This is a genomic window from Rhizobium sophorae (assembly GCF_013087515.1).
GTDB lineage: Bacteria > Pseudomonadota > Alphaproteobacteria > Rhizobiales > Rhizobiaceae > Rhizobium > Rhizobium sophorae.
This window is the reverse complement of sequence record NZ_JABFCN010000012.1, coordinates 114,358-134,758: the sequence shown is the minus strand read 5'-3', so window position 1 is coordinate 134,758 and position 20,401 is coordinate 114,358. Positions and strand designations below refer to the sequence as shown.

Sequence of the window (20,401 nt, the reverse complement as noted above, 5' to 3'; positions counted from 1 at the left end):
CTGGTGCTCGGCTCTGGTACTTGCCGCCATACTCCCCCGACCTCAATCCGATCGAACAGCCTTTCGCCAAAATCAAGCACTGGATGCGCCTGGCTCAGAAGCGAACCATCGATGACACCTGGCGCCACATCGGACACCTCGTCACAACCATCGAGCCCAACGAATGCAGCAACTACTTCGCCAATGCCGGATACGCTTCCGTCAAAACCTGAAAGGCTCTAGAGCATGATGCCGAAAAGTGTGATCGGTTTTCGGACGACATCATGCTCCAACTATATAATTTAGAACAGGATTCAGATTTTAGGCCGACCCGGCCTAAAATCATCCTGTTCTAGGACGCCATACGGCTACGAGTGTCTGGCGCTCAGTTTCATCTTGCGAAAGGCAAGAGCCGCGGCTGCGACGACAGCCGCGGCTCCGATTGCGATCAGCAGATGACGATGAAGCGGAAGGTGGCCCAATGTCTGTTGGATGCCGTGCCCGAAGAGATAACCGAGCGCCGTGAACAGTTGCCCCCACACCAGCGCGGCCACCGCATTCAGGATGATGAATTTTCCGGTCGGTATTCGTGTCGTCCCGATGACGATCGGGCTGATCGTCCGCAACCCGACCAGGAAACGAAACGCAAGGATGAAGCCGGTCGGATATCTTTCCAGAAGCCGGGTTACGCGCGCCAGCGCCGGCCTTTCCATCAGCCGCCGGACCGGGCCCCATCGAGCGGCATAACGGCCGGCGAAGAACCAGAACTGATCGCCGGCGAAGGATCCTGCCGTTGCCGCAAGCGACGCCGACCAATAGGTCAGCAGCCCGCGGTGGGAAATCACGCCGCCAAGGAAGGCGGCTGTTTCGCCTTCGAAGGCTGCGCCCAGAAATATCGCCAGCAGACCGTAGTGCTCGATCAGCAGTTCGATAGACACTCAGCCCGCCTCCAGCTGTCGATTTCGAAGCATCAATTGATAACTAAACCGGCTTCAAATCCCCAAGCAGCGTCGGGATCAGCTCCGACACCGTCGGATGGATCGGCACCGACCATTGCAACGCGGGATAGGTCGTTCCCGCATTCATCGCGTCGATGATGCCGTGGATCACCTCGTCGCCCTCGATGCCGAGGATCGCCGCACCGAGGATTTTTTTTGTCTCGGCGTCTGCGATCACCTTCATGAAGCCCTTGGTCTCGCCGCGCTCGTTGGCGCGGCCGACGCGGCTCATCGGCCGGGTCGAGATCATGATCCTGCGTCCCGAGGCGCGCGCCTGCTTCTCCGTCATGCCGACACGGCCAAGCGGCGGGTCGATATAAAGCGCATAGGCCGGGATGCGGCTCGAGACCTTGCGATCGTCGCCGTCGAGCAGGTTGGCGGCGGCGATCTCGAAATCATTATAGGAAGTGTGGGTGAAGGCGCCGTGGCCGTTACAGTCGCCGAGCGCCCAGATGCCGTCGACATTGGTGGCAAGCCTGTCGTCGACGGTAATAAAGCCGCGTCCGTCGGTGATGACACCGGCGGCATCGAGGCCGAGATCGTCCGTGTTCGGCTTGCGTCCGGTGGCAATCAGCACATGGCTCGCATCGATCCTTGCTGAATCGGTGGCGACCGTTATTCCGTCGCTGCTCTTGGCGAAGGCGATTTCGCTGGCTCCGGTATGAATGTCGATGCCCTCCGAGCGCAGGACATCGGCGATCGCGTCGGATATATCCTCGTCCTCGCGCGATGCGAGCTTCGGGCCATGCTCGATGACGCTGACTTCGGCGCCGAAGCGGCGATACATCTGCGCGAATTCCAGTCCGATATAACTGCCGCCGATCACGGCCAGATGCCGGGGCAGCGTGTCGAGATGGATGATCGAGGTGCTGGTGAGATAGTCGATATCGTTGATCCCGGGCAGGTCGGGGATGACCGGCCGCGCGCCGACATTGAGGAAGATGCGCGGTGCGGTCAACGTCTCGCCGTTGACGCTGACGGTCTTCGGATCCTCGAAACGGGCGTGGCCGTAGATCACGGTCATGCCCTCCATGCCGGCGAGCCAGCCGATCAGGCCGTTGCGGGCGTTCATGGTCACGGTTTCGGCGCGCCCCCTGACCACCTTCATGTCGATGGCGATCTCGCCTGGAATATTGACGCCGTAAGCAGCGCTGTTTCTTGCGACATGGGCGGCGCGGGCGCTGGCGACAAGTGTCTTCGTCGGCATGCAGCCGGCATTGACGCAGGTGCCGCCGAGGAACTTGCGCTCGATCAGGGCGACCTTCATGCCCTTTTCGACCATCCTGGCGGCAAGAAACGGGCCGGCCTGGCCGGCACCGACAACGATCGCGTCGAAACTTTTCATGCGACGGCCCCCACGATCAGCACCGCGCCGATGACGGCGACGGCATCCTCGATGAGAGCGGCCGGCAGATCCTTGCCGAAGGAGGCGGCAAGCCTGCTGCGGACGGCGGCGCCACCATATGTGCCGATGACGGCGCCGATCACACCGGCGATCAGCCCGCCGAAAAGCAGGCTGCTGGCGGCACCGATCGTGGCGCCGGCCAGCGCGCCCGTGACAATCCGGGCACCGAATTGCACCGGCACTTTACGCGACGGCGTGGATGGCAGCTGGTCGGTGATCAGTTCGACGACGGCGAGAAGCGTGAGGATCCACGGCGTCCATTGGTAACCCATGAAGGCAAGCGGCGTCTGCGACACGTCGAACCATCCAAGCGCCGCGCCCCAGGCGACGGCGGCGGGCGCCGTCATGGCGCGAAGCCCGGCAATGACACCAATCAGCAATGCAAGAAGCAGAAACATGCATGATCCCCCTTTTGCCGGCTCTTGCCGTCGTGAGGGAAGGTTGCACATTGTCAGGCGCGTGGCAATTCGCCCTTTCGCGCCAATGCGCTAGTTCGCAAAGGCGGCAATGCCGGTGATCGCCCGACCGATGATCAGCGCGTGGATGTCGTGCGTGCCCTCATAGGTGTTGACCACTTCGAGGTTGACGAGGTGACGGGCAATGCCGAATTCGTCGGAGATGCCGTTGCCACCGAGCATGTCGCGGGCCGCCCGCGCGATCTCCAGCGCCTTGCCGCAGCTGTTGCGCTTGAGGATCGAGGTCAGCTCCACCGGCGGATGGCCTTCCTCCTTCATGCGGCCGAGCCGCAGGCAGCCCTGAAGGCCGAGCGAGATCTCCGCCGCCATGTCGGCGAGCTTCTTCTGGATCAACTGGTTGGCGGCAAGCGGCCGGCCGAACTGCTTGCGCTCCAGCGTGTATTGCCGCGCTCTCGCATAACAATCCTCGGCAGCACCGAGCGCGCCCCAGGCGATGCCGAAACGAGCCGAGTTGAGGCAGGTGAAAGGTCCCTTGAGGCCGGTCACATCAGGCAGAAGGTTTTCCTCAGGCACGAAGACCCCGTCCATCACCACCTCGCCGGTGATCGAAGCGCGCAGGCCCACCTTGCCGTGGATGGCAGGCGCCGAAAGCCCTTTCCAGCCCTTTTCGAGGATGAAGCCGCGGATGAGGCCGTCCTCGGTCTTTGCCCAGACGACGAAGACATCGGCGATCGGCGCGTTGGAGATCCAGGTCTTCGAGCCGGTGAGGCTGTAGCCGCCGTCGACCTTCTTGGCGCGTGTCGCCATCGAGCCGGGGTCGGAGCCGTGATCCGGTTCGGTCAGGCCGAAGCAGCCGATCCACTCGCCAGTGGCGAGTTTCGGCAGGTATTTCAGCTTCTGCGCCTGCGACCCGAAGGTTTCGATCGGCACCATCACGAGCGAGGACTGCACGCTCATCATCGAGCGGTACCCGCTGTCGACCCTCTCGACCTCGCGGGCGATCAGACCGTAGGCGACGTAACCGAGGCCGGCGCCGCCATAATCCGGCGAGATCGTCGGGCCGAGCAAACCGAGTTCGCCCATTTCGCGGAAGATCTCGGGATCGGTCTTTTCATTGCGGAAGGCATCGAGAACGCGGGGCGCCAGCTTCGCCTGCGCATAGGCGTGGGCGGTGTCCTGCACCATGCGCTCTTCGCTGGTCAGCTGCTCCACCAGCCGGAACGGATCGGCCCAGTCGAAAACCTCGCGCGTATGCTGCATGGCGGCGTCTCCTCACCGTGTTAGTTCAGGCTTGCCTCGCTCAAGTTGGCCATAGACCCGCCAGCCGGCTGCGTCAATTAGAGCCTTTCCTGGTCAGCTTGAAACATTCTGCCGGAGCAGGTTTCGTCAGGGCGGAGGCGATTGGCGAAGGGCATACCTCTTGGTACGTCCGAGGCGATCGCCTTTGATCCTGGCGCAAAGATGCCCGGCCCCCGGCCGCACCGCTTCGCCATGAGAAGCGCCAAGTGCGTCCGGCGAGTCTTAAGTCTTGCAGATTTGCCAGGCAAATCTGCGGGAGGGTTGGCTGAAACGGGCCGGCTGATCGACCGGCCGGCTTGGCCGTAGAGCTTGGCTACGACGCGCGCCGGCCGGTCGACCATCGGACTCCGTTTGAGCAAACAGAATGCTTCAAGCTGACCAGGAAAGGCTCTAAGAGCGGCCGAGTCGAAAAGACGGGCTGCGCCATCTTTTCAAAAGCGTCGGCATGATCCACTTTGCCCGCGATCGATTTTGCAACGAGGAGGCTGAAATGTCGTCAAGCGATCTGTTCGTATCGGCCGATGGCACCGAATGGGTCAACCCCGAGCCCGGCGTCGTCAGGCGCATCATGACCTATCTGCCCGAGATGATGATGGTGGAAGTGGCCTTCGAAAGTGGCGCCGTGGGTGCGGCCCATTCGCATCCGCACATTCAGGCCAGCTACGTCGCCGAAGGCAGTTTCGAAGTGACGATCGATGGCCGGACCGAGGTGCTGAAACAGGGCGGCAGCTTCATCGTGCCCCCCAATCTGGTCCATGGCGTCAAGGCGCTGGAAAAGGGCCGACTGATCGATGCATTCACACCGCACCGGGCCGAATTCCTGAAGTAACTGGAGCATGATGCCGAAAACTGCGAGCAGTTTTCGGACGACGTCATGCTTCAATTAAATGTCCGCTCTCCGGCGTGCCGGGCCGGCTGCGGTGACATAGGGCGGCACGAAGCGCGCATCCTCGCCGCGCACCGCCTCGCGCAGGAAGTCGATAACGGCGCGCACGCGCGGCGCCTGTTTCAGGTCGCGGTGGCAGGTGATCCAGTAATGGCGCTTGAGGTCGATTTCCTCGGGCAGCACGCGCACCAGTTCGGGATATCGGCTGGCGAAGAAATAGGGCAGGATGCAGAGGCCGAGGCCGTTTCGGGTGGCGGTCAGCTGCGCGAAGATGCTGGAGCTCTGGAACTGCGGCTTGATGCGCGGATGCACATCGCCGAGATAATCCAGGCCCGGTGCGAAGATCATTTCCTCGATATAGCTGACGAAGGGATGGTTGAGCAGGTCTTCGCGGCAGGTAATCGCAGGCGCCTTTGCCAGATAATCGCGCGAACCATAGACCTGCAGGTGGTAGTCCGTCAGCTTCTCGGCAAAATAGGCCCCGCCTTTCGGCTCGTCGAGCACGACGGAAAGATCGGCTTCCTTGCGCGACAGCGACATGATCTGCTGGATCGTCACCAGTTCGAGCGAGAGATGCGGATGCTGGGCGGCAAACTGCGGCAGCACGGTTGCGAAGAAGAAATTGGCAAAACCCTCCGGCGCGCTCAGCCGCACGAGGCCGCGCTGCGCCATCGAGCCGGCGGCAAGATCGGCGCGCAGCCGCTCGGTCTCCTGCTCCATCTTCTCAGCCGTCTCGACAAAACGCGTGCCCATGGCGGTCAGCACATAGCCGCGCGGATTGCGCTCGAACAGCTTGACCTTGAGGGTGAACTCCAGCCGGTCGATGCGGCGTGAGACGGTGGCGTGGCTGGATCGCAGCTGGCGAGCCGCGGTCGACAGCTGTCCCGTGCGGGCGACGGCTAGAAAAAACTGCAGATCGTCCCAAGTAAACTGCGGTGGATTGTTCATCGCGATCCTCTCTCTGTTCAAAAACGAACAGATACTGTTTGGAATTAGTTGTAAATCACCCGTTGCCTCAGGGCGGAATTTCCGTGATCGTAAGGTGAGGGTCGGTCGTTCTGAGGAGGACGGCTGGCCAAATTTGAACAGATCCGCAATCTGGCCAATCTCTGGGAGGAGAGAATATGCGTAAGAATTTCATTGCATCAGTTGCATTTCTGCTTGCGAGCAGCACTGCGGTGCTCGCGCAGAGCGCGACCGACGGCAAAGTCAAGATCGGCATCCTGAATGACCAGTCGGGTGTCTATGCCGATTTCGGCGGCAAGTCCTCCGTCGAAGCCGCCAAGATGGCGGTCGAGGATTTCGGTGGCAAGGTGCTCGACGTTCCGGTCGAGATCGTCGATGCCGACCACCAGAACAAGCCTGATATCGCTTCCAACATCGCCCGCCAATGGTACGACACCGAGCAGGTGGATGCGATCATGGAACTGACGACCTCGTCCGTGGCGCTCGCCGTGCAGGCGATCGGCAAGGAGAAGAAGAAGATCGACATCGTCACGGGTGCTGCGACGACGGATCTCACCGGCAAGGCCTGTTCGCCTTACGGTTTCCATTGGGCCTACGACACCCATGCACTCGCCGTCGGCACCGGCGGCGCACTCGTCAAGCAGGGCGGCGACAGCTGGTTCTTCCTGACCGCCGACTATGCCTTCGGTTATTCGCTGGAGCAGCAGACCAGCGATTACGTCAAGGCGAGCGGCGGCACCGTCGTCGGCGCCGTCCGCCATCCGCTGTCGAGCCAGGATTTCTCATCCTTCCTGCTGCAGGCGCAATCATCCGGCGCCAAGGTGATCGGCCTTGCCAATGCCGGCCTCGACACCTCGAACGCCATCAAGCAGGCGGCCGAATTCGGCATCACCCAGGGCGGCCAGCATCTGGCGGCGCTGCTGTTCACGCTCGCCGAAGTCCACGGTCTCGGCCTCGATGCGGCGCAGGGGCTGACGTTGACGGAAGGTTATTACTGGAACCGCGACGACGAGAGCCGCGCCTTCGCCAAGAAGTTCTTCGCCCGCACCGGCAAGATGCCGAACATGGTCCATGCCGGCACCTATTCGGCGGTGACGCAATATCTGAAGGCGGTGCAGAAGGCCGGCACCGACGAAACGGAAGCCGTCGCCAAGCAACTGCATGAAATGCCGGTCGACGACGTCTTCGGCCGCGGCGGCACGGTTGGCGCCAACGGCCGCATGATCCACGACATGTACCTGCTGCAGGTCAAAAAGCCGTCCGAAAGCAAGGAGCCGTGGGATTACTTCAACGTGCTCGCCACCATTCCCGGGAAGGAAGCCTATATCGATCCCGCCAAGAGCGGCTGCGATCTGGTGAAGTAAGCACGATGGCGGTTTCCGCAACTGAAACTCTGGCGAAGCCGCGGGTGGTGTTATCCGCCCGCGGCCTGCGTCGCGATTTCGGCGGCTTCACGGCCGTCAAGAATGTCGATCTCGATGTGCATGACGCAAGCGTGCATGCGCTGATCGGCCCGAACGGCGCCGGCAAGACGACGGTCTTCAACTTGCTGACCAAGTTCCTGCAGCCGACCTCAGGCACCATCAGCCTGATGGGCGTTGACATCACCGGAACGCCGCCCGACAAGGTAGCGCGCATGGGGCTGGTCCGCTCTTTCCAGATCTCGGCGGTCTTCCCGCATCTGACCGTTCTCGACAATGTGCGCGTGGCGTTGCAGCGGCCGAACAATCTTTCCACACAGTTCTGGCGGCCGCTTTCGGCACTCGACCGGCTGAACGAGCGCGCCGAGCAACTGCTCGCCAGCGTCGGGCTTTCCAAGGAGCGCGATCACATCGCCGCCGATCTTTCCTATGGCCGCAAGCGCGTGCTGGAGATCGCCACCACGCTGGCATTGGATCCGAAGGTGCTGCTGCTCGACGAGCCGATGGCCGGCATGGGGCAGGAGGATGTCGGCGTCGTCTCATCGATCATCCGCGAGGTCGCCCGCGACCGCGCCGTATTGATGGTCGAGCACAATCTCTCCGTCGTCGCCAATATCTGCCAGCATGTCACCGTACTGCAGCGCGGCGAGATCCTCGCCGAGGGCGACTATGCGACCGTCAGCCAGGACGAGCGCGTGCGTGTGGCCTATATGGGCACGGAGGAGCATTGATGGCCACTCTCCTCGAAGTCCAGGGGCTCAACGCCTGGTACGGCGAAAGCCACGTCCTGCACGGCGTCGACATGCGCGTGGCCGAAGGCGAGACGATCACCATTCTCGGCCGCAACGGCGTCGGCAAGACGACGACGCTGCGCACCATCACCGGCATCGTGCGCTCCCGCAAGGGCAAGATCAGCTTTGACGGCAGCGATATGATGCAGGTGCCGCTGCATAAGACGGCGCATCGGGGCATCGGCTTCGTGCCGGAGGAGCGCGGCATCTTCTCGACGCTCACCGTTTCGGAAAACCTGCTGCTGCCGCCTGTCGTGGCAGGGGGCGGCATGACGCTCGACGAGATCTACGAACTCTTCCCCAATCTCTACGAGCGCCGCGGCAGCCCGGGCACCAAGCTTTCCGGCGGCGAGCAGCAGATGCTGGCGATCGCCCGAATCCTCCGCACCGGCGTCAGGCTGCTCATTCTCGACGAACCGACGGAAGGGCTTGCCCCCGTTATCGTCCAGCGCATTGGCGAGGTGCTGAAGACGCTGAAGGAGCGCGGCATGACGATCCTGCTCGTCGAGCAGAATTTCCGTTTCGCCAGCCGTATTGCCGATCGCTTCTATCTGATGGATCATGGGCAGATGGTGTCGGAATTCCCGGTCGGTGAACTGCCGCAGCGCATGGATACGCTGCACAAGGTTCTGGGAGTATGACCAGATGACGATGATCTTCGGCATTCCCCTGCAGGCGCTGTTCGGCCAGCTGCTGATCGGCCTGATCAACGGCTCGTTCTATGCGCTGCTGAGCCTCGGCCTCGCCATCATCTTCGGCCTGCTCAGGGTGATCAACTTCGCCCATGGCGCGCAATATATGCTCGGCGCCTTCGTCGCCTACCTGCTGCTGACCTATGCCGGCATCGGTTACTGGCCGTCATTGATCCTGGCGCCCGTTATCGTCGGCCTTGCCGGCGCTATCATCGAGCGGCTGTTCCTGCGCCGGCTCTACGATCTCGATCCGCTCTACGGCCTGCTCTTCACCTTCGGGCTGGCGCTCGCGGTCGAGGGCACCTTCCGCTATCTCTACGGCTCTTCCGGCCAGCCCTATGCGACGCCGGCAGCCCTTGCCGGCGGGGCCAACCTCGGCTTCATGTTCCTGCCGATCTATCGCGGCTGGGTGGTAGTCGTCTCGCTCGTCGTCTGCCTCGGCACCTGGCTGCTGATAGAGAAGACCAAGCTCGGCGCCTATCTCCGCGCCGCGACCGAAAACGCCGTGCTGGTGCAGGTCTTCGGCGTCAATGTGCCGGTGCTCCTGACGCTCACCTACGCGCTCGGCGCGGGCCTCGCCGCCTTTGCCGGCGTGCTGGCGGCGCCGATCTATCAGGTCTCGCCGCTGATGGGCTCGAACATGATCATCGTCGTCTTCGCCGTCGTCGTTGTCGGCGGCATGGGATCGATCATGGGCGCGATCATCACCGGTTATGTGCTCGGCATCGCCGAGGGCCTGACCAAGGTCTTCTATCCCGAGGCGTCCAACATCGTGATCTTCGTCATCATGGCGATCGTGCTTCTCATCAGGCCCGCGGGCCTCTTCGGACGGGATGCTTGACATGGCTGACATCACCGAAACCATCCAAACGGAAAAAAGCCGAACCGCCCTTTCGGTGCAGGCGGGTTTCCTGCTCGCCGGGCTGCTGCTTCTGCTGTTGGCGCCGTTTTTCTTCTATCCGATCTTCCTGATGAAGCTGCTCTGCTTCGCGCTCTTTGCCTGCGCCTTCAACCTGCTGCTCGGCTATACCGGCCTGCTGTCCTTCGGCCACGCCACCTTCTTCGGCGGAGCTGCCTATTTCACCGCCTATACGGTGAAGGAATGGGGCCTGCCGCCGGAACTCGGCATCCTGATCGGCGTGGCGGGTGCGGCGTTTCTTGGCCTCGTCATGGGTTTCTTCGCCATCCGCCGCCAGGGCATCTATTTCGCGATGATCACGCTGGCGCTGTCGCAGATGTTCTTCTTCTTCTGCCTGCAGGCGGAGTTCACCGAAGGCGAGGACGGTATCCAGTCGGTGCCGCGCGGCCATCTCTTCGGCTTCATCGATCTGAACAGCTCGACCAACATGTATTATTTCGTACTGGCTGTCTTTCTCGTCGGCATCCTGATCATCTGGCGCTTCATCAATTCGCCCTTCGGCATGATTCTGAAATCGATCCGCGAAAACGAGCAGCGGGCGATCTCGCTCGGCTATTCCGTGGCGCGCTACAAGCTCGGCGCCTTCGTCATGTCGGCAGCGCTTGCCGGGCTCGCGGGAGCGGTGAAATCGATCGTCTTCCAGTTCGCGACGCTGACCGATGTCGCCTGGCAGATGTCGGGCGAGGTGATCCTGATGACGCTGCTTGGCGGCATCGGCACGCTGATCGGCCCGCTGTTCGGCGCCGGACTGGTGGTGGTGCTGGAAAACTACCTCGCCACCTCGGAATTCCCGGTGACGATCATCACCGGCATCGTCTTCATGGTCTGCGTACTGATCTTCCGCCGCGGCATCATTGGCGAATTCTACGCCTCGCGGCTAGGGCGGAAACTGGGCTTCGTCTATCGCCGCTGAACGGGCGGACCTCTCTCTTCTCGGGAAAGAAACCCTCTATCCCGGGAAAAGAGACGGGCGGCGGCGCTGCGACTCTTCCTCTCCCCGTGGCGCGGGGAGAGGAAAGCGGCAAGCATCTGGAGTCTCGTGCGGGGCATGGATCGTTACGACTATATCATCATCGGGGCAGGCAGCGCCGGCTGCGTGCTCGCCAACCGGCTGTCCGCCGATGGTCGGAGCCGGGTGCTTCTGCTCGAAGCCGGCGGCAGCGACAACTATCACTGGATCCATATCCCGGTCGGTTATCTCTATTGCATCAACAATCCGCGCACCGACTGGTGCTTCACCACGGCGCCGGAAGCGGGGTTGAATGGCCGGGCGCTGAGCTATCCGCGCGGCAAGGTGCTCGGCGGCTGTTCGTCGATCAACGGCATGATTTATATGCGCGGCCAAGCGCGCGACTACGACCTCTGGCGGCAGATGGGCTGCAGTGGCTGGGGCTGGGACGATGTGCTGCCCTTCTTTCGCAAGTCCGAGGATTTCTATCGCGGCGAAGACGAGATGCATGGCGCCGGCGGCGAATGGCGCATCGAGAAAGCACGCGTGCGCTGGGCCGTGCTCGACGCCTTCCAGCAGGCGGCCAGGGAAGCGGGCATCCCGGAGACAGCGGATTTCAACCGTGGCAGCAACGAGGGTTCCGGCTATTTCGACGTCAACCAGCGTTCCGGCATTCGCTGGAACACCTCGAAGGCCTTTCTGCGCCCGGCGATGCGGCGCTCCAACCTGACGGTGCTCACCAAGGCACAGGTCCGGCGGCTGCTGGTAGAGGAGGGCGCTGTCACCGGCGTCGAATTCCAGCATCGCGGCGTGTCGAAACGCGCTTATGCGGCGAGGGAAACCGTCCTTTCAGCGGGTTCGATCGGTTCGCCGCATATCCTGGAACTGTCAGGTATCGGCAGGGGAGAGGTTCTCAGACAGGCAGGCGTCGATGTCGTCACCGAGGTCAAGGGTGTCGGCGAGAACCTGCAGGACCATCTGCAGCTGCGTCTCGCCTATAAAGTGACGGGGGTTCCGACGCTGAACGAGAAGGCGACGAAGCTGATCGGCAAGGCGGCGATCGGGCTCGAATATCTCGTCCGCCGCTCCGGGCCGATGGCGATGGCGCCGAGCCAGCTCGGCATCTTCACCCGATCAGGCCCGGACCGGGAAACGCCTGATCTGCAATATCATGTGCAGCCGGTATCACTGGAAAAGTTCGGCGATCCCGTCCATCCTTTCCCGGCAATCACCGCGAGCGTCTGCAATCTGAGGCCGGAAAGCCGCGGTTCGGTCCACCTGTCCAGCCCGGATTTTGCCGCCCAGCCGACGATCAGCCCGAAATACCTCTCGACGCAGCGCGATCGTGACATAGCTGTCCGTTCAATACGGTTGACGCGCAGGATCGTCGCGCAGCCTTCGTTTGCCCGTTACAGGCCGGAGGAATTCAAGCCGGGGCCTGCCTATCAGACGGAGGCCGATCTGGAGCGGGCGGCGGGCGAGATCGGCACGACGATCTTCCATCCCGTCGGCACCTGCCGCATGGGCGCCGACAGGGACAGCGTCGTCGATCCCAGGCTGAGGCTCCGGGCGCTCGGCAAGCTGAGGATCGCCGACGCCTCGGTGATGCCGTCGATCACCTCGGGCAACACCAATTCGCCGACCATCATGATCGCCGAAAAGGCGGCAGCGATGATCCTCGAAGACAATCGATAGGAGAAGACCATGGCAAGGATCGCATTCATCGGCCTCGGCAACATGGGTGGGCCGATGGCGGCCAATCTGGTCAAATCGGGTCACGAGGTCCTCGGCTTCGATCTCGCGGCTTCGGTGCTGAAGGCCGCCGAGGAGAGTGGCGTCAAGCCGGCAAGCCATGCCAGCCAGGCGGTCAAGGACGCGGAGATCATCATTACCATGCTGCCGCAGGGCAGACACGTGCTGACGGCCTGGACCGATATCCTGCAGTCCGCCGCGCAAGGCACGCTGGTCATCGATTGCTCGACCATCGATGTCGAAAGCAGCCGCAAGGCGCATGAGATGGCCAAGGCCGCAAGCTGCCTGTCGCTCGACGCACCGGTCTCCGGCGGCACGGGCGGGGCGAGCGCCGGCACGCTGACCTTCATGGCCGGCGGCTCGGAAGAGGCCTTCGCCAGGGCAAAACCAATCCTCGAGGCCATGGGAAAGAAGATCGTCCATTGCGGCGAGGCGGGTGCGGGCCAGGCAGCGAAGATCTGTAACAACATGATCCTCGGCATTTCGATGGTGGGCGTCTGCGAGGCCTTCGTGCTCGCCGAAAAGCTTGGTCTCTCGCATCAGGCGCTGTTCGACGTTGCATCGACCTCGTCGGGCCAGTGCTGGTCGATCAATACCTATTGCCCGGTGCCCGGACCGGTGCCGACCTCGCCTGCGAATAATGACTACAAACCGGGTTTTGCCGCAGCACTGATGCTGAAGGATCTCAGGCTTTCACAAGAAGCGGCACTGGCGAGCGGCGCCTCCACCCCGCTCGGCGCGGAAGCCGCGCAGCTTTATGCGCTCTTCGAAAAGCAGGGCAATGGCGGAAGGGACTTTTCCGCCATCATCGAGATGTTCCGCGAGAAGGCGTGAGCGGCACTCAGCGTTCCCAATAGGCGCCGATGCTCATCCTCTGGCGGTCGTGGCCGCGCTCGGTCTTCAGGAAGTCGCGGATGCGCTTGGCTTCCGCCCTTTCGCAGCCGGCCCAGACGAACGTATTGGCATCGGCTTCGAGCAGCGCTTTCTTGATGGATTTTTCGATCAAGCCCATCGTGCCGGCAGGTTTGCCGTTTCGATGCATCCAGGTGACATCGAGAATGCCCGCCGAGGGCAAGGGCTGTTCTTCCGCGACGCTGTCGATTTCAAGGAAGATCGTGAGCCGCCTTCCCGCGGGGATCTCGGCGGCGATGCGGGAGATGGCGGGCAGCGCCGTCTCGTCACCGGCAAGGATAATCGACGTTGCGTCGGGAACCCCGCCGCCGCCCGGCCCGAGGGCGCCGGCGATGTCGCCCGGCTTGGCGTTGATCGCCCATTCGGCGCCGGGCATGTTCTCGCCCTCATGCAGAACGAAATCGATCTCCATCTCGCCACGCTCCACATCGATGCTGCGGATCGTATAGATGCGCACGGTCAGTGCGTCGTCACCGCTCGCCCAGTGGATGCGGCCGTCGGTGCGCAATTGCGGCCAGACCGGTGGGCGCCCCTTCGGCGGAATGAGCAGGCGGAAATGCAGGCCGCCATCGGCAAAATGCCTGGTATCGTCGCAGGCGACAGTGACCCGGCGCATATGCGGGGTGATATTTCCAGCGCCGATGACGCGGATTTCGCGCAGATCCGGCAGGCGGTCCGCCTTTGGAGCATCGGACCACGTGAGCTCCAGCGTCTCCTCGCCGGCAAAGCCGAAGAGGTGTTCGGCAAGGATGGCCCGCACATTCTGCAGAGCACGCGCACTCCGGCAGGAGAGCTCGATCGCGAGTGCCTGGCCGTCTCGACTTATATCGGCCGTGCCGATCATCGTCTCGACTGTGACGGCGTCGCCGTTTCGGGTGACGGTGCCGTGCTCGACGAAATGTGTGCAGATCTCGTCGAGCATTCTGCCGGGATCGGCGGTGACTGCGACGCCGGATACTGTAAATCGTTCAGCCATCATTGCTGAACCTCCTTTCGCGAAAGCAGCCAGATGAGATAGGGGCCGCCGATCAGCGCCGCGAAGAGGCCGACCGGCACCTGGTAGGGGTAGATGACGACGCGCGACAGCCAGTCCGCCGCCATCAGCACGCCTGCGCCGAAGAGAAGGCTCGCTGTCAGCTGGTGGCCGGGGGCGCGGAAGCCGGCAAGGCGGGCAAGATGCGGTGCAATGAGACCGGTGAGGCTGAGCGGTCCGACGAGGAAGGAGGCGATCGCCGTCATCAGCGCGGCCAGGATGGCAAGCGCCAGTCGGCTTGCCCCGACGTGAAGGCCGATGGCGCGGCTGGGGCCGGCGCCGAGCGGCAGGATCGTCAGCCAGCGGCTGAGGAAGGGCAGGGGCGCTGTCAGCACGACCAGCGAGATGATGGCCGTCCAGGCTTCGAAGGCGCCGGCGCGGTTGGTCGAGCCGGAAAGCCATGTTAGCAGGATATAGCCGCGCATATCGCCCTGGGCGAGCACCATCGTCACGATCGCCATGGCGAAGGCGCCGATGCCGACGCCGGCGAGCAGCATGCGTTCCGGCGAGAATTGGGCGCGGGCTGATATAGCGATCATCGCAAGGAAGGCGGTTAGCGCGCCGAGCGCCATGGCAAGCAGCATGATGATGGGCGAGGGGAAGCCGAAGAGGAAGAGCGCCACGGTCAGGCCCGCACCGGCACCGCTGCTGACGCCCAGGACCTCAGGGCTGGCGATCGGATTGCCGGTGACGCGCTGCATGATGAAGCCGGCTGCCGCCAGCATGGCCCCGGCCCCGGCCGCAACGATCGTTCGCGGCAGTCGGAAGGGCAGGAGATCGGTCAAGAGCGAGCCGGTCGCGGCATGCCAGCCGTCCTCGGCCGGGCCGACGGTGAGGACGACGGCAAAGATCAGGATGAGGGCAATTAAGAGCGCGCCAAGGGCCAGAAGCGGCTTGGCGAGCCTGTTCAGCGCTGCGGTCGACTGGGCGGCAACGGCCGAAACGGAATGCACACGCGGCAGCAGGAAGAGCAGCAGCGGGCCACCGAGCAGCGCGGTTGCGGCTCCGGTCGGCGCAAGATCGGTGAAGCCGGGGCCGAGGATCTGGGTGAGGCAATCGGTCAGGAAGAGCAGGCCGGCCCCAGTCAGCGGAGCTGTCAGCATCAGTCTGCCAGTGCTGCGCGCGCCGGCAAGCCTTGCGATCGCGGGGGCCGCGAGCCCGACGAAGCCGATCACGCCGACCTCTGCCGTCACTGAGGCGGAAAGCCAGACGGCGAGCGCGACGATCGCCAGCCGGGTCGAATGCAGCGCAAGGCCGAGGCTCCGGGCGCCGCTGTCGTCGAGGGCAAGGATGCGGAGCGGCCGCACCAGGATAAGAGCGGCGGCAAAGCCGAGGATAAGCCGCGGCCCGAGCGAGAGCGCGCCGTTCCAATCCTGCTGACTGAGCGAACCGGCGCCCCAGATATAGATCGACATGGCGTATTCGCCGCGCGCAAGGATCAGCGTGACGCTGAGGGCCGAGGCGATCAGGCTGACGATCAGGCCGGAGAGCGCGACGGTCACCGGATCGAGCCCGCGCCGCCAGCTCAAAGCCAGCACGATGGCGACAGCCGCGAGTCCGCCGCCGAAGGCGGCCATCTCGCGCGAAAATCCGATGAGCAGGGGCGAGAAGCCCATGGCCGCGATCATTGCCAGTTCCGCCCCGGAGGCAATGCCGAGCGTGGAAGCATCGGCAATCGGATTGCGCAGGACACGCTGCAGTAATGTGCCGGAAAGGCCGAGTGCCGCGCCTGCGATCAATGCCAGCATGGCGCGGGGCATGATGCTGTTCCAGAGCAGCACCCCGTTCAGCATGGCGGCGTCGGCATCGCCCTGCGGAACCTCGGGACGCGTTACGATGAGGAGTGCGAAGGCCGTGATGCAGAGTAGGGGCAGCAATATCGCGAACACGGGCGTGCCCGCGCTTCCTGCGGGCTTGGCGCGGCTAACCATTCCATGCATGCGCGAGCCCCTCCGCCAAAAGATCGGCAAAGCGGCCGGCCGCCGGCAGTGCGCCATAGGGGTTGATCGAGCCGAGCATCAGCACGCGTTTCTCGCGCACGGCCGGCAACGCATTCCAGAAGCTGCTGGCAGAGAGCGTGGCGAGCGCATCGGCCGGGTGTGGCGGGATCATCACGATCCAGGCGTCGGGCATCGATGCCAATATCTCGATGCCGACGGGAGCGGCGGCCGAGTAGCTGGTCTGAGCCTGCCAGGCATTGGTGAGACCGACGCGTTTCAACACCTCGCCGAACATGCTGTCGGAGCCGAAGACACGGAAATGCCGGGCATCGCCGAGATTGATCGGGATCACCGGCCGTCGGTCGCCGGCGGCAAAGACCGCCCGGTAGCGGTCGAGCCTGGCTGCAAGCTCTTCGGTCAATTGTCTCGCTGCGGCAAGCTGCAGACGCTCGCCGATTGCCAGCGTGGCCTGTTCAGCGAGAGCGAAGGGGCTGTCGCCGGGTTTGTAGATCGCATGGCTTTCCACAGGCGCGAGCCCACGCATGCGTTCGTCTGCCCAGGCATAGAAGTTCGAGTTGAAGATCAGTTCCGGTCGGGCAAAGCGCAGCGCCTCGAAATTCGGCGTGCCGCGCAGGCCAAGATCGGCGGCCGTTGCCGGCACTTCAGGTGTGACCGCCACCTCGCGGAATTGCCGCAGTTCGGTTGCCGCAACGACATTCGCGCCGATTGCCAGCAGGGTTTCAAGCAGCGCCCAGTCGAGCGTTGCGACGCGCAGGCCCTGCGCCGCCCGCAATCGCGTGGGGGTGGAGAGCGAGGCCGCCGCAGCGGCCAGAAACTGCCTGCGGGAGAAGAACGCCAAAAAAGCCATGGCCTACAACAGATAGCTGACCGGCTCGTTTCGAACCGGATGCGGGAAGACGCCCATGCCGACGCCGAAGATCGACTGCAGCGTGTCGGCCTGCATGATCTCGGTGGGCGTGCCCTCGGCGGTGATCCGGCCGCGATTGAGCGCGATGATCGCGTCGCAATAGCGCGCGGCGAGGTTGATATCGTGCAGCACGATGATGACGGTCAGCCCGCGTTCATGGCTGAGTTCCTTGACCAGCGAGAGAACGCTGGCCTGATGGGCGAGGTCGAGCGCCGACGTCGGCTCGTCGAGCAGCAGGAAGCGGGCGTTCTGCGCCAGCATCATGGCGATCCAGGCGCGCTGGCGTTCGCCGCCGGACATGCTGGCGACGAGACGATCGGCAAAATCCTCGAGCTCGGTGCGGACGATCGCCTCCTCGACCATGTTGCGATCCGTCGCGGTGAAGCGGCCAAGCGTGCCGTGCCAGGGAAAACGGCCGAGCGCCACAAGTTCCCGCACGGTCATCCCGTCGGTCGCCGGCGTGAATTGCGGCATGTAGGCGACGTGGCGGGCAAATTCCCGGCTGCCCCAGTCGCCCGCCGGCTTGCCGTCGAAGGAGATGGCGCCGGATTTCGGCCCGACTTGGCGGGCGACGATCTTCAACAGAGTGCTCTTGCCGGAACCGTTCGGCCCCACCAGTCCGTAAATGCGGCCGCGCTCAAGCGTCAGGTCGATGCCGGACAGGATGTCTTTCGGCCCGATGGCATAATCTATCCGCGAGAGGGCAAGGAAAGGCGAAGGCATCGTCTGCTCCAGGTTCGGCGCTGCAAACGGGTTCGGGAGGGCGGACCCTCCCTTTCCCCACAGGTTCCTGCAAAACTAAACTCAGATTGTCAACTTACCACTTCCTGCTGAGCTTGAAGGTGACGGTGCGGGCATCGCCGTAACCGCAGACGGTCAGCCCGCCGCAACCCTTGACATATTCCTTGTCGAAGAGGTTCGCGACGTTGAGCGAGGCGCCCCAGTTTTCCTTCTCGTAACGGATCGCAGCGTCGACGAGCGTGGCGGCCGGCACCTTCTCGGTATTGGCCTCATCGGCCCAGGACCAGCCCTGATGGCGGACACCGGCGCCAAAGCTCATGCCCTCGAAAGCCCCTGTCGTCAGCGTGTAGTCGATCCAGAGAGAGGCGGCCACCTTCGGGACGATATAGGGTGAATTGCCGACCAGCGCCGGATTGGCGTCGTTCTCCATCACCTCCATGTCGGTATAGGCGAGCGATGCGAGAACCTTCCAGTTCTCGTTGATATTGACCTTGCCTTCGAGTTCGGCACCGCGCGAAACCACTTCGCCGAGCTGGCTCTGGGCGAAGGTCAGGGGATTGGTCACCGTGTTGTTGCGCTTGGTGATGTGGAAGACGGAGGCGGTCAGCGAGCCGTCGATGAAGGCCGGCTCATATTTGATGCCGCCTTCGAACTGCTCACCCTCTTCCGGCTTCAACGCGCCGGAAACACCAGTGCCGACGAGCGGGTTGAAGAATGTCGCGGCGCTGACATAAGGTGTCAGTCCGTTATCGAACTCATAGGCAAGGCCGATGCGGCCGCTGAGCGCGCTGTCGTTGGTGCTGTAGGTCGTGCCGATTTCGGCGTTCTGGTCGATATCGACATAGTCGTAGCGGCCGTTGAGCGTCAGCAGCCAGCCATCGCCGAAATGGATCCGATCCTGGGCGTAGACACCGATCTGGTTCTTGGTCACGACGCCGTCCGCATAGACGAAATTGGCGCCCTGTGTCGTGCCATAGATGGGATCGGTTGCGCTGATCGAATTGGAGCCGCAGCAGGCCTGCCAGTTTTCGAGGCGGTAATAGGTGTAGTCGAGCCCGACGAGAAGATTATGAGTGGCGCCGCCGATTTCGGTCTCGCCTTCGATCCTGTTGTCGATCGAGAAGCTATCGACCCCCGAGCGGCCTTCGAAGCCGATGCGCGCCAACTGATAGTCAGGACCGGTCGGCACGCCGCCGACCCAGCCGTTCAGGTAGGGTCCGATCTCATGCTTGTCGAGGTGGCCGTAGCGGAGGTTTTGCGAGAACTTGATGCCATTGTCGAATTCATGTTCGAATTCGTAACCGATCATCTTCTGCACATAGCTGCCGTCGTCGATGTCAGGCTCGCCATAGAAGGCGTCGCGGTCGATCTTGCCGAACGGCGCATCCTCGACAGTGCCGACATAGGGGAAGAAGCCGTTGCCGGTATGGACCTGGTCGAGGCCGGCGAGGTAGCCCCAGACGGTGAGGCTGGTGCTGTCATCCGGCGCAATGGTGAGCTGCGGCATGATGAAGCCGCGCAGATCCTCGGAAAAATCCGAATAATTGTCGCCGCCGGCAACCTTGCCGGTGATGCGATAACTCATCGTTCCGCTGGAGCCGACCTTGTCGGAGACATCGAAGCCGGTGAAGGCGTTGCCGTTGCTGTTGATGCCGATCTCGGTATAGAAGAGCGGCTCGTCGAGCGGGCGCTTGCGGACGAGATTTACGATGCCGCCGGGGTTTGCTCCGCCGTAAAGCACGGAGGCCGGACCCTTCAGCACCTCGACGCGCTCCAGCATGAAGGGATCGAGTTGGAAGCCGCCGAAGCCATAGCTGAACAGCGTGAGATTATCGAAGAAGACGCCGGTCTGCGTCGCGTCGAAGCCGCGGATATAGAACCAGTCGGTATCGCCGTCGTTGCCAAAAGGCTGCGCGGTGACACCAGGCGTATAGAGCAACACCTCGTCGATCTTGTTGGTGATGCCGCGATCGTCCATTTCCTCCGTGCCGATGACGGAGACGGATTGCGGGATTTCGTTGAGCGGGGTGTCGCTCTTCGAGCCGGCGGAGGAGTTCTTGGCGACATAGCCTTTGACAGGGCTGGTGGCGGTGTCGCCGCCGCCCTGGATGACGATCGGCGCGAGTTCAGTCGAGTTCGCTTCCTGTGCCGCGGCGGAGCCCGCGATCAGACCGGCGACCGCAACGCCTGCCAATAGATTTACCTTGAAAATGAGACCCCTGGTCTGCCCGCTCATATGTCCTATACCCCACTCGTGCCGCGCGATACTTGGCGTGCGGCGAAGCCCTGAATAAGATGAGTGATTAACTCAGTTTTACCGGGGTGGATTGTCGCGATCGGGGAAAATTGAACGTTTTTGGGCAATTCTCCGCGT

General features: G+C 63.0%; 19 protein-coding genes. 9 read left to right on the top strand and 10 right to left on the bottom strand.

The genetic code is table 11. The features are described 5' to 3' along the window. A partial coding sequence (locus G9X64_RS07830; protein ID WP_171376317.1) for a transposase occupies nucleotides 1–212 on the top strand: 212 nt, incomplete at its 5' end. A gap of 135 nt (nucleotides 213–347) precedes the next feature. On the opposite strand, the gene G9X64_RS07825 is transcribed toward G9X64_RS07830, so the two are convergent. From G9X64_RS07825 to G9X64_RS07810, 4 genes are all read right to left on the bottom strand, one after another. Beyond that, a complete protein-coding gene (locus tag G9X64_RS07825; RefSeq protein WP_171376316.1) occupies nucleotides 348–917 on the bottom strand; it encodes a DedA family protein in 570 nt (189 codons plus the stop codon). A gap of 43 nt (nucleotides 918–960) precedes the next feature. Next, a complete protein-coding gene (locus G9X64_RS07820; RefSeq protein ID WP_171376315.1) occupies nucleotides 961–2,322 on the bottom strand; it encodes an FAD-containing oxidoreductase in 1,362 nt (453 codons plus the stop codon). Beyond that, a complete protein-coding gene (locus G9X64_RS07815) occupies nucleotides 2,319–2,780 on the bottom strand; it encodes a DUF4126 family protein (protein WP_168312191.1) in 462 nt (153 codons plus the stop codon). The genes G9X64_RS07820 and G9X64_RS07815 overlap by 4 nt, the downstream gene beginning before the upstream one ends. A 90-nt stretch (nucleotides 2,781–2,870) precedes the next feature. Further along, nucleotides 2,871–4,058 carry an acyl-CoA dehydrogenase gene (locus tag G9X64_RS07810; RefSeq protein ID WP_171376314.1) on the bottom strand — a complete coding sequence of 396 codons (1,188 nt, stop codon included), beginning with the start codon at nucleotides 4,056–4,058 and terminating at the stop codon, nucleotides 2,871–2,873. Nucleotides 4,059–4,587: 529 nt separating this feature from the next. Here G9X64_RS07810 and G9X64_RS07805 point away from each other — a divergent pair. Further along, nucleotides 4,588–4,926, top strand: a complete 339-nt coding sequence (locus tag G9X64_RS07805; RefSeq protein ID WP_171376313.1) for a cupin domain-containing protein — start codon at nucleotides 4,588–4,590, stop codon at nucleotides 4,924–4,926. Nucleotides 4,927–4,980: 54 nt separating this feature from the next. Here G9X64_RS07805 and G9X64_RS07800 read toward each other — a convergent pair whose 3' ends face one another. Next, complete coding sequence (locus G9X64_RS07800; protein ID WP_168312194.1) at nucleotides 4,981–5,931, bottom strand: LysR family transcriptional regulator; 951 nt, start codon at nucleotides 5,929–5,931, stop codon at nucleotides 4,981–4,983. A 176-nt stretch (nucleotides 5,932–6,107) separates the two neighbouring features. Between G9X64_RS07800 and G9X64_RS07795 the strand changes: the two genes are divergently transcribed. The 7 genes from G9X64_RS07795 to mmsB all read left to right on the top strand — a co-directional run bounded on the left by G9X64_RS07795 (nucleotide 6,108) and on the right by mmsB (nucleotide 13,307). Beyond that, entirely contained in the window at nucleotides 6,108–7,313 is a 1,206-nt protein-coding gene (locus tag G9X64_RS07795) for an ABC transporter substrate-binding protein (RefSeq protein ID WP_171376312.1), read from the top strand. 5 nt (nucleotides 7,314–7,318) lie between these two features. Beyond that, the gene (locus G9X64_RS07790) at nucleotides 7,319–8,101 is read left to right on the top strand and encodes an ABC transporter ATP-binding protein (RefSeq protein ID WP_168315074.1); all 783 of its coding nucleotides are present in this window, start codon (nucleotides 7,319–7,321) and stop codon (nucleotides 8,099–8,101) included. Then, complete coding sequence (locus G9X64_RS07785; RefSeq protein ID WP_171376311.1) at nucleotides 8,101–8,802, top strand: ABC transporter ATP-binding protein; 702 nt, start codon at nucleotides 8,101–8,103, stop codon at nucleotides 8,800–8,802. The genes G9X64_RS07790 and G9X64_RS07785 overlap by 1 nt, the downstream gene beginning before the upstream one ends. Before the next feature lie 4 nt (nucleotides 8,803–8,806). Next, nucleotides 8,807–9,694 carry a branched-chain amino acid ABC transporter permease gene (locus G9X64_RS07780; RefSeq protein ID WP_003547797.1) on the top strand — a complete coding sequence of 296 codons (888 nt, stop codon included), beginning with the start codon at nucleotides 8,807–8,809 and terminating at the stop codon, nucleotides 9,692–9,694. A gap of 1 nt (nucleotide 9,695) precedes the next feature. Then, entirely contained in the window at nucleotides 9,696–10,685 is a 990-nt protein-coding gene (locus tag G9X64_RS07775; protein WP_003547798.1) for a branched-chain amino acid ABC transporter permease, read from the top strand. Between the two features lie 135 nt (nucleotides 10,686–10,820). Then, nucleotides 10,821–12,416, top strand: a complete 1,596-nt coding sequence (locus G9X64_RS07770; RefSeq protein ID WP_171376310.1) for a GMC family oxidoreductase — start codon at nucleotides 10,821–10,823, stop codon at nucleotides 12,414–12,416. A 9-nt stretch (nucleotides 12,417–12,425) separates the two neighbouring features. Continuing rightward, complete coding sequence (gene mmsB, locus G9X64_RS07765; RefSeq protein ID WP_168312199.1) at nucleotides 12,426–13,307, top strand: 3-hydroxyisobutyrate dehydrogenase; 882 nt, start codon at nucleotides 12,426–12,428, stop codon at nucleotides 13,305–13,307. Between the two features lie 7 nt (nucleotides 13,308–13,314). Here mmsB and G9X64_RS07760 read toward each other — a convergent pair whose 3' ends face one another. The 5 genes from G9X64_RS07760 to G9X64_RS07740 form a co-directional block, all read right to left on the bottom strand. After that, nucleotides 13,315–14,364 carry a siderophore-interacting protein gene (locus tag G9X64_RS07760; protein ID WP_171376309.1) on the bottom strand — a complete coding sequence of 350 codons (1,050 nt, stop codon included), beginning with the start codon at nucleotides 14,362–14,364 and terminating at the stop codon, nucleotides 13,315–13,317. Then, nucleotides 14,361–16,349, bottom strand: coding sequence for a Fe(3+)-hydroxamate ABC transporter permease FhuB (gene fhuB, locus G9X64_RS07755; protein ID WP_171376320.1), 1,989 nt, complete (start codon nucleotides 16,347–16,349; stop codon nucleotides 14,361–14,363). The genes G9X64_RS07760 and fhuB overlap by 4 nt, the downstream gene beginning before the upstream one ends. Continuing rightward, nucleotides 16,342–17,226, bottom strand: a complete 885-nt coding sequence (locus G9X64_RS07750) for an ABC transporter substrate-binding protein (RefSeq protein ID WP_171376308.1) — start codon at nucleotides 17,224–17,226, stop codon at nucleotides 16,342–16,344. The genes fhuB and G9X64_RS07750 overlap by 8 nt, the downstream gene beginning before the upstream one ends. A 3-nt stretch (nucleotides 17,227–17,229) precedes the next feature. Then, on the bottom strand, nucleotides 17,230–18,009 hold the full coding sequence (locus G9X64_RS07745) for an ABC transporter ATP-binding protein (RefSeq protein WP_171376307.1): 780 nt from the start codon (nucleotides 18,007–18,009) through the stop codon (nucleotides 17,230–17,232). 94 nt (nucleotides 18,010–18,103) lie between these two features. Then, nucleotides 18,104–20,263, bottom strand: a complete 2,160-nt coding sequence (locus tag G9X64_RS07740; protein WP_171376306.1) for a TonB-dependent siderophore receptor — start codon at nucleotides 20,261–20,263, stop codon at nucleotides 18,104–18,106. Nucleotides 20,264–20,401: the final 138 nt, after the last annotated feature.

Bases quoted from the DNA above. Each gene is read 5' to 3' on its own strand.
- G9X64_RS07820 (WP_171376315.1), bottom strand. From the start codon at position 2,322: ATGAAAAGTTTCGACGCGATCGTTGTCGGTGCCGGCCAGGCCGGCCCG.
- G9X64_RS07815 (WP_168312191.1), bottom strand. From the start codon at position 2,780: ATGTTTCTGCTTCTTGCATTGCTGATTGGTGTCATTGCCGGGCTTCGC.
- G9X64_RS07810 (WP_171376314.1), bottom strand. From the start codon at position 4,058: ATGCAGCATACGCGCGAGGTTTTCGACTGGGCCGATCCGTTCCGGCTG.
- G9X64_RS07805 (WP_171376313.1), top strand. From the start codon at position 4,588: ATGTCGTCAAGCGATCTGTTCGTATCGGCCGATGGCACCGAATGGGTC.
- G9X64_RS07800 (WP_168312194.1), bottom strand. From the start codon at position 5,931: ATGAACAATCCACCGCAGTTTACTTGGGACGATCTGCAGTTTTTTCTA.
- G9X64_RS07795 (WP_171376312.1), top strand. From the start codon at position 6,108: ATGCGTAAGAATTTCATTGCATCAGTTGCATTTCTGCTTGCGAGCAGC.
- G9X64_RS07790 (WP_168315074.1), top strand. From the start codon at position 7,319: ATGGCGGTTTCCGCAACTGAAACTCTGGCGAAGCCGCGGGTGGTGTTA.
- G9X64_RS07785 (WP_171376311.1), top strand. From the start codon at position 8,101: ATGGCCACTCTCCTCGAAGTCCAGGGGCTCAACGCCTGGTACGGCGAA.
- G9X64_RS07780 (WP_003547797.1), top strand. From the start codon at position 8,807: ATGACGATGATCTTCGGCATTCCCCTGCAGGCGCTGTTCGGCCAGCTG.
- G9X64_RS07775 (WP_003547798.1), top strand. From the start codon at position 9,696: ATGGCTGACATCACCGAAACCATCCAAACGGAAAAAAGCCGAACCGCC.
- G9X64_RS07770 (WP_171376310.1), top strand. From the start codon at position 10,821: ATGGATCGTTACGACTATATCATCATCGGGGCAGGCAGCGCCGGCTGC.
- mmsB (WP_168312199.1), top strand. From the start codon at position 12,426: ATGGCAAGGATCGCATTCATCGGCCTCGGCAACATGGGTGGGCCGATG.
- G9X64_RS07760 (WP_171376309.1), bottom strand. From the start codon at position 14,364: ATGATGGCTGAACGATTTACAGTATCCGGCGTCGCAGTCACCGCCGAT.
- fhuB (WP_171376320.1), bottom strand. From the start codon at position 16,349: ATGGTTAGCCGCGCCAAGCCCGCAGGAAGCGCGGGCACGCCCGTGTTC.
- G9X64_RS07750 (WP_171376308.1), bottom strand. From the start codon at position 17,226: ATGGCTTTTTTGGCGTTCTTCTCCCGCAGGCAGTTTCTGGCCGCTGCG.
- G9X64_RS07745 (WP_171376307.1), bottom strand. From the start codon at position 18,009: ATGCCTTCGCCTTTCCTTGCCCTCTCGCGGATAGATTATGCCATCGGG.
- G9X64_RS07740 (WP_171376306.1), bottom strand. From the start codon at position 20,263: ATGAGCGGGCAGACCAGGGGTCTCATTTTCAAGGTAAATCTATTGGCA.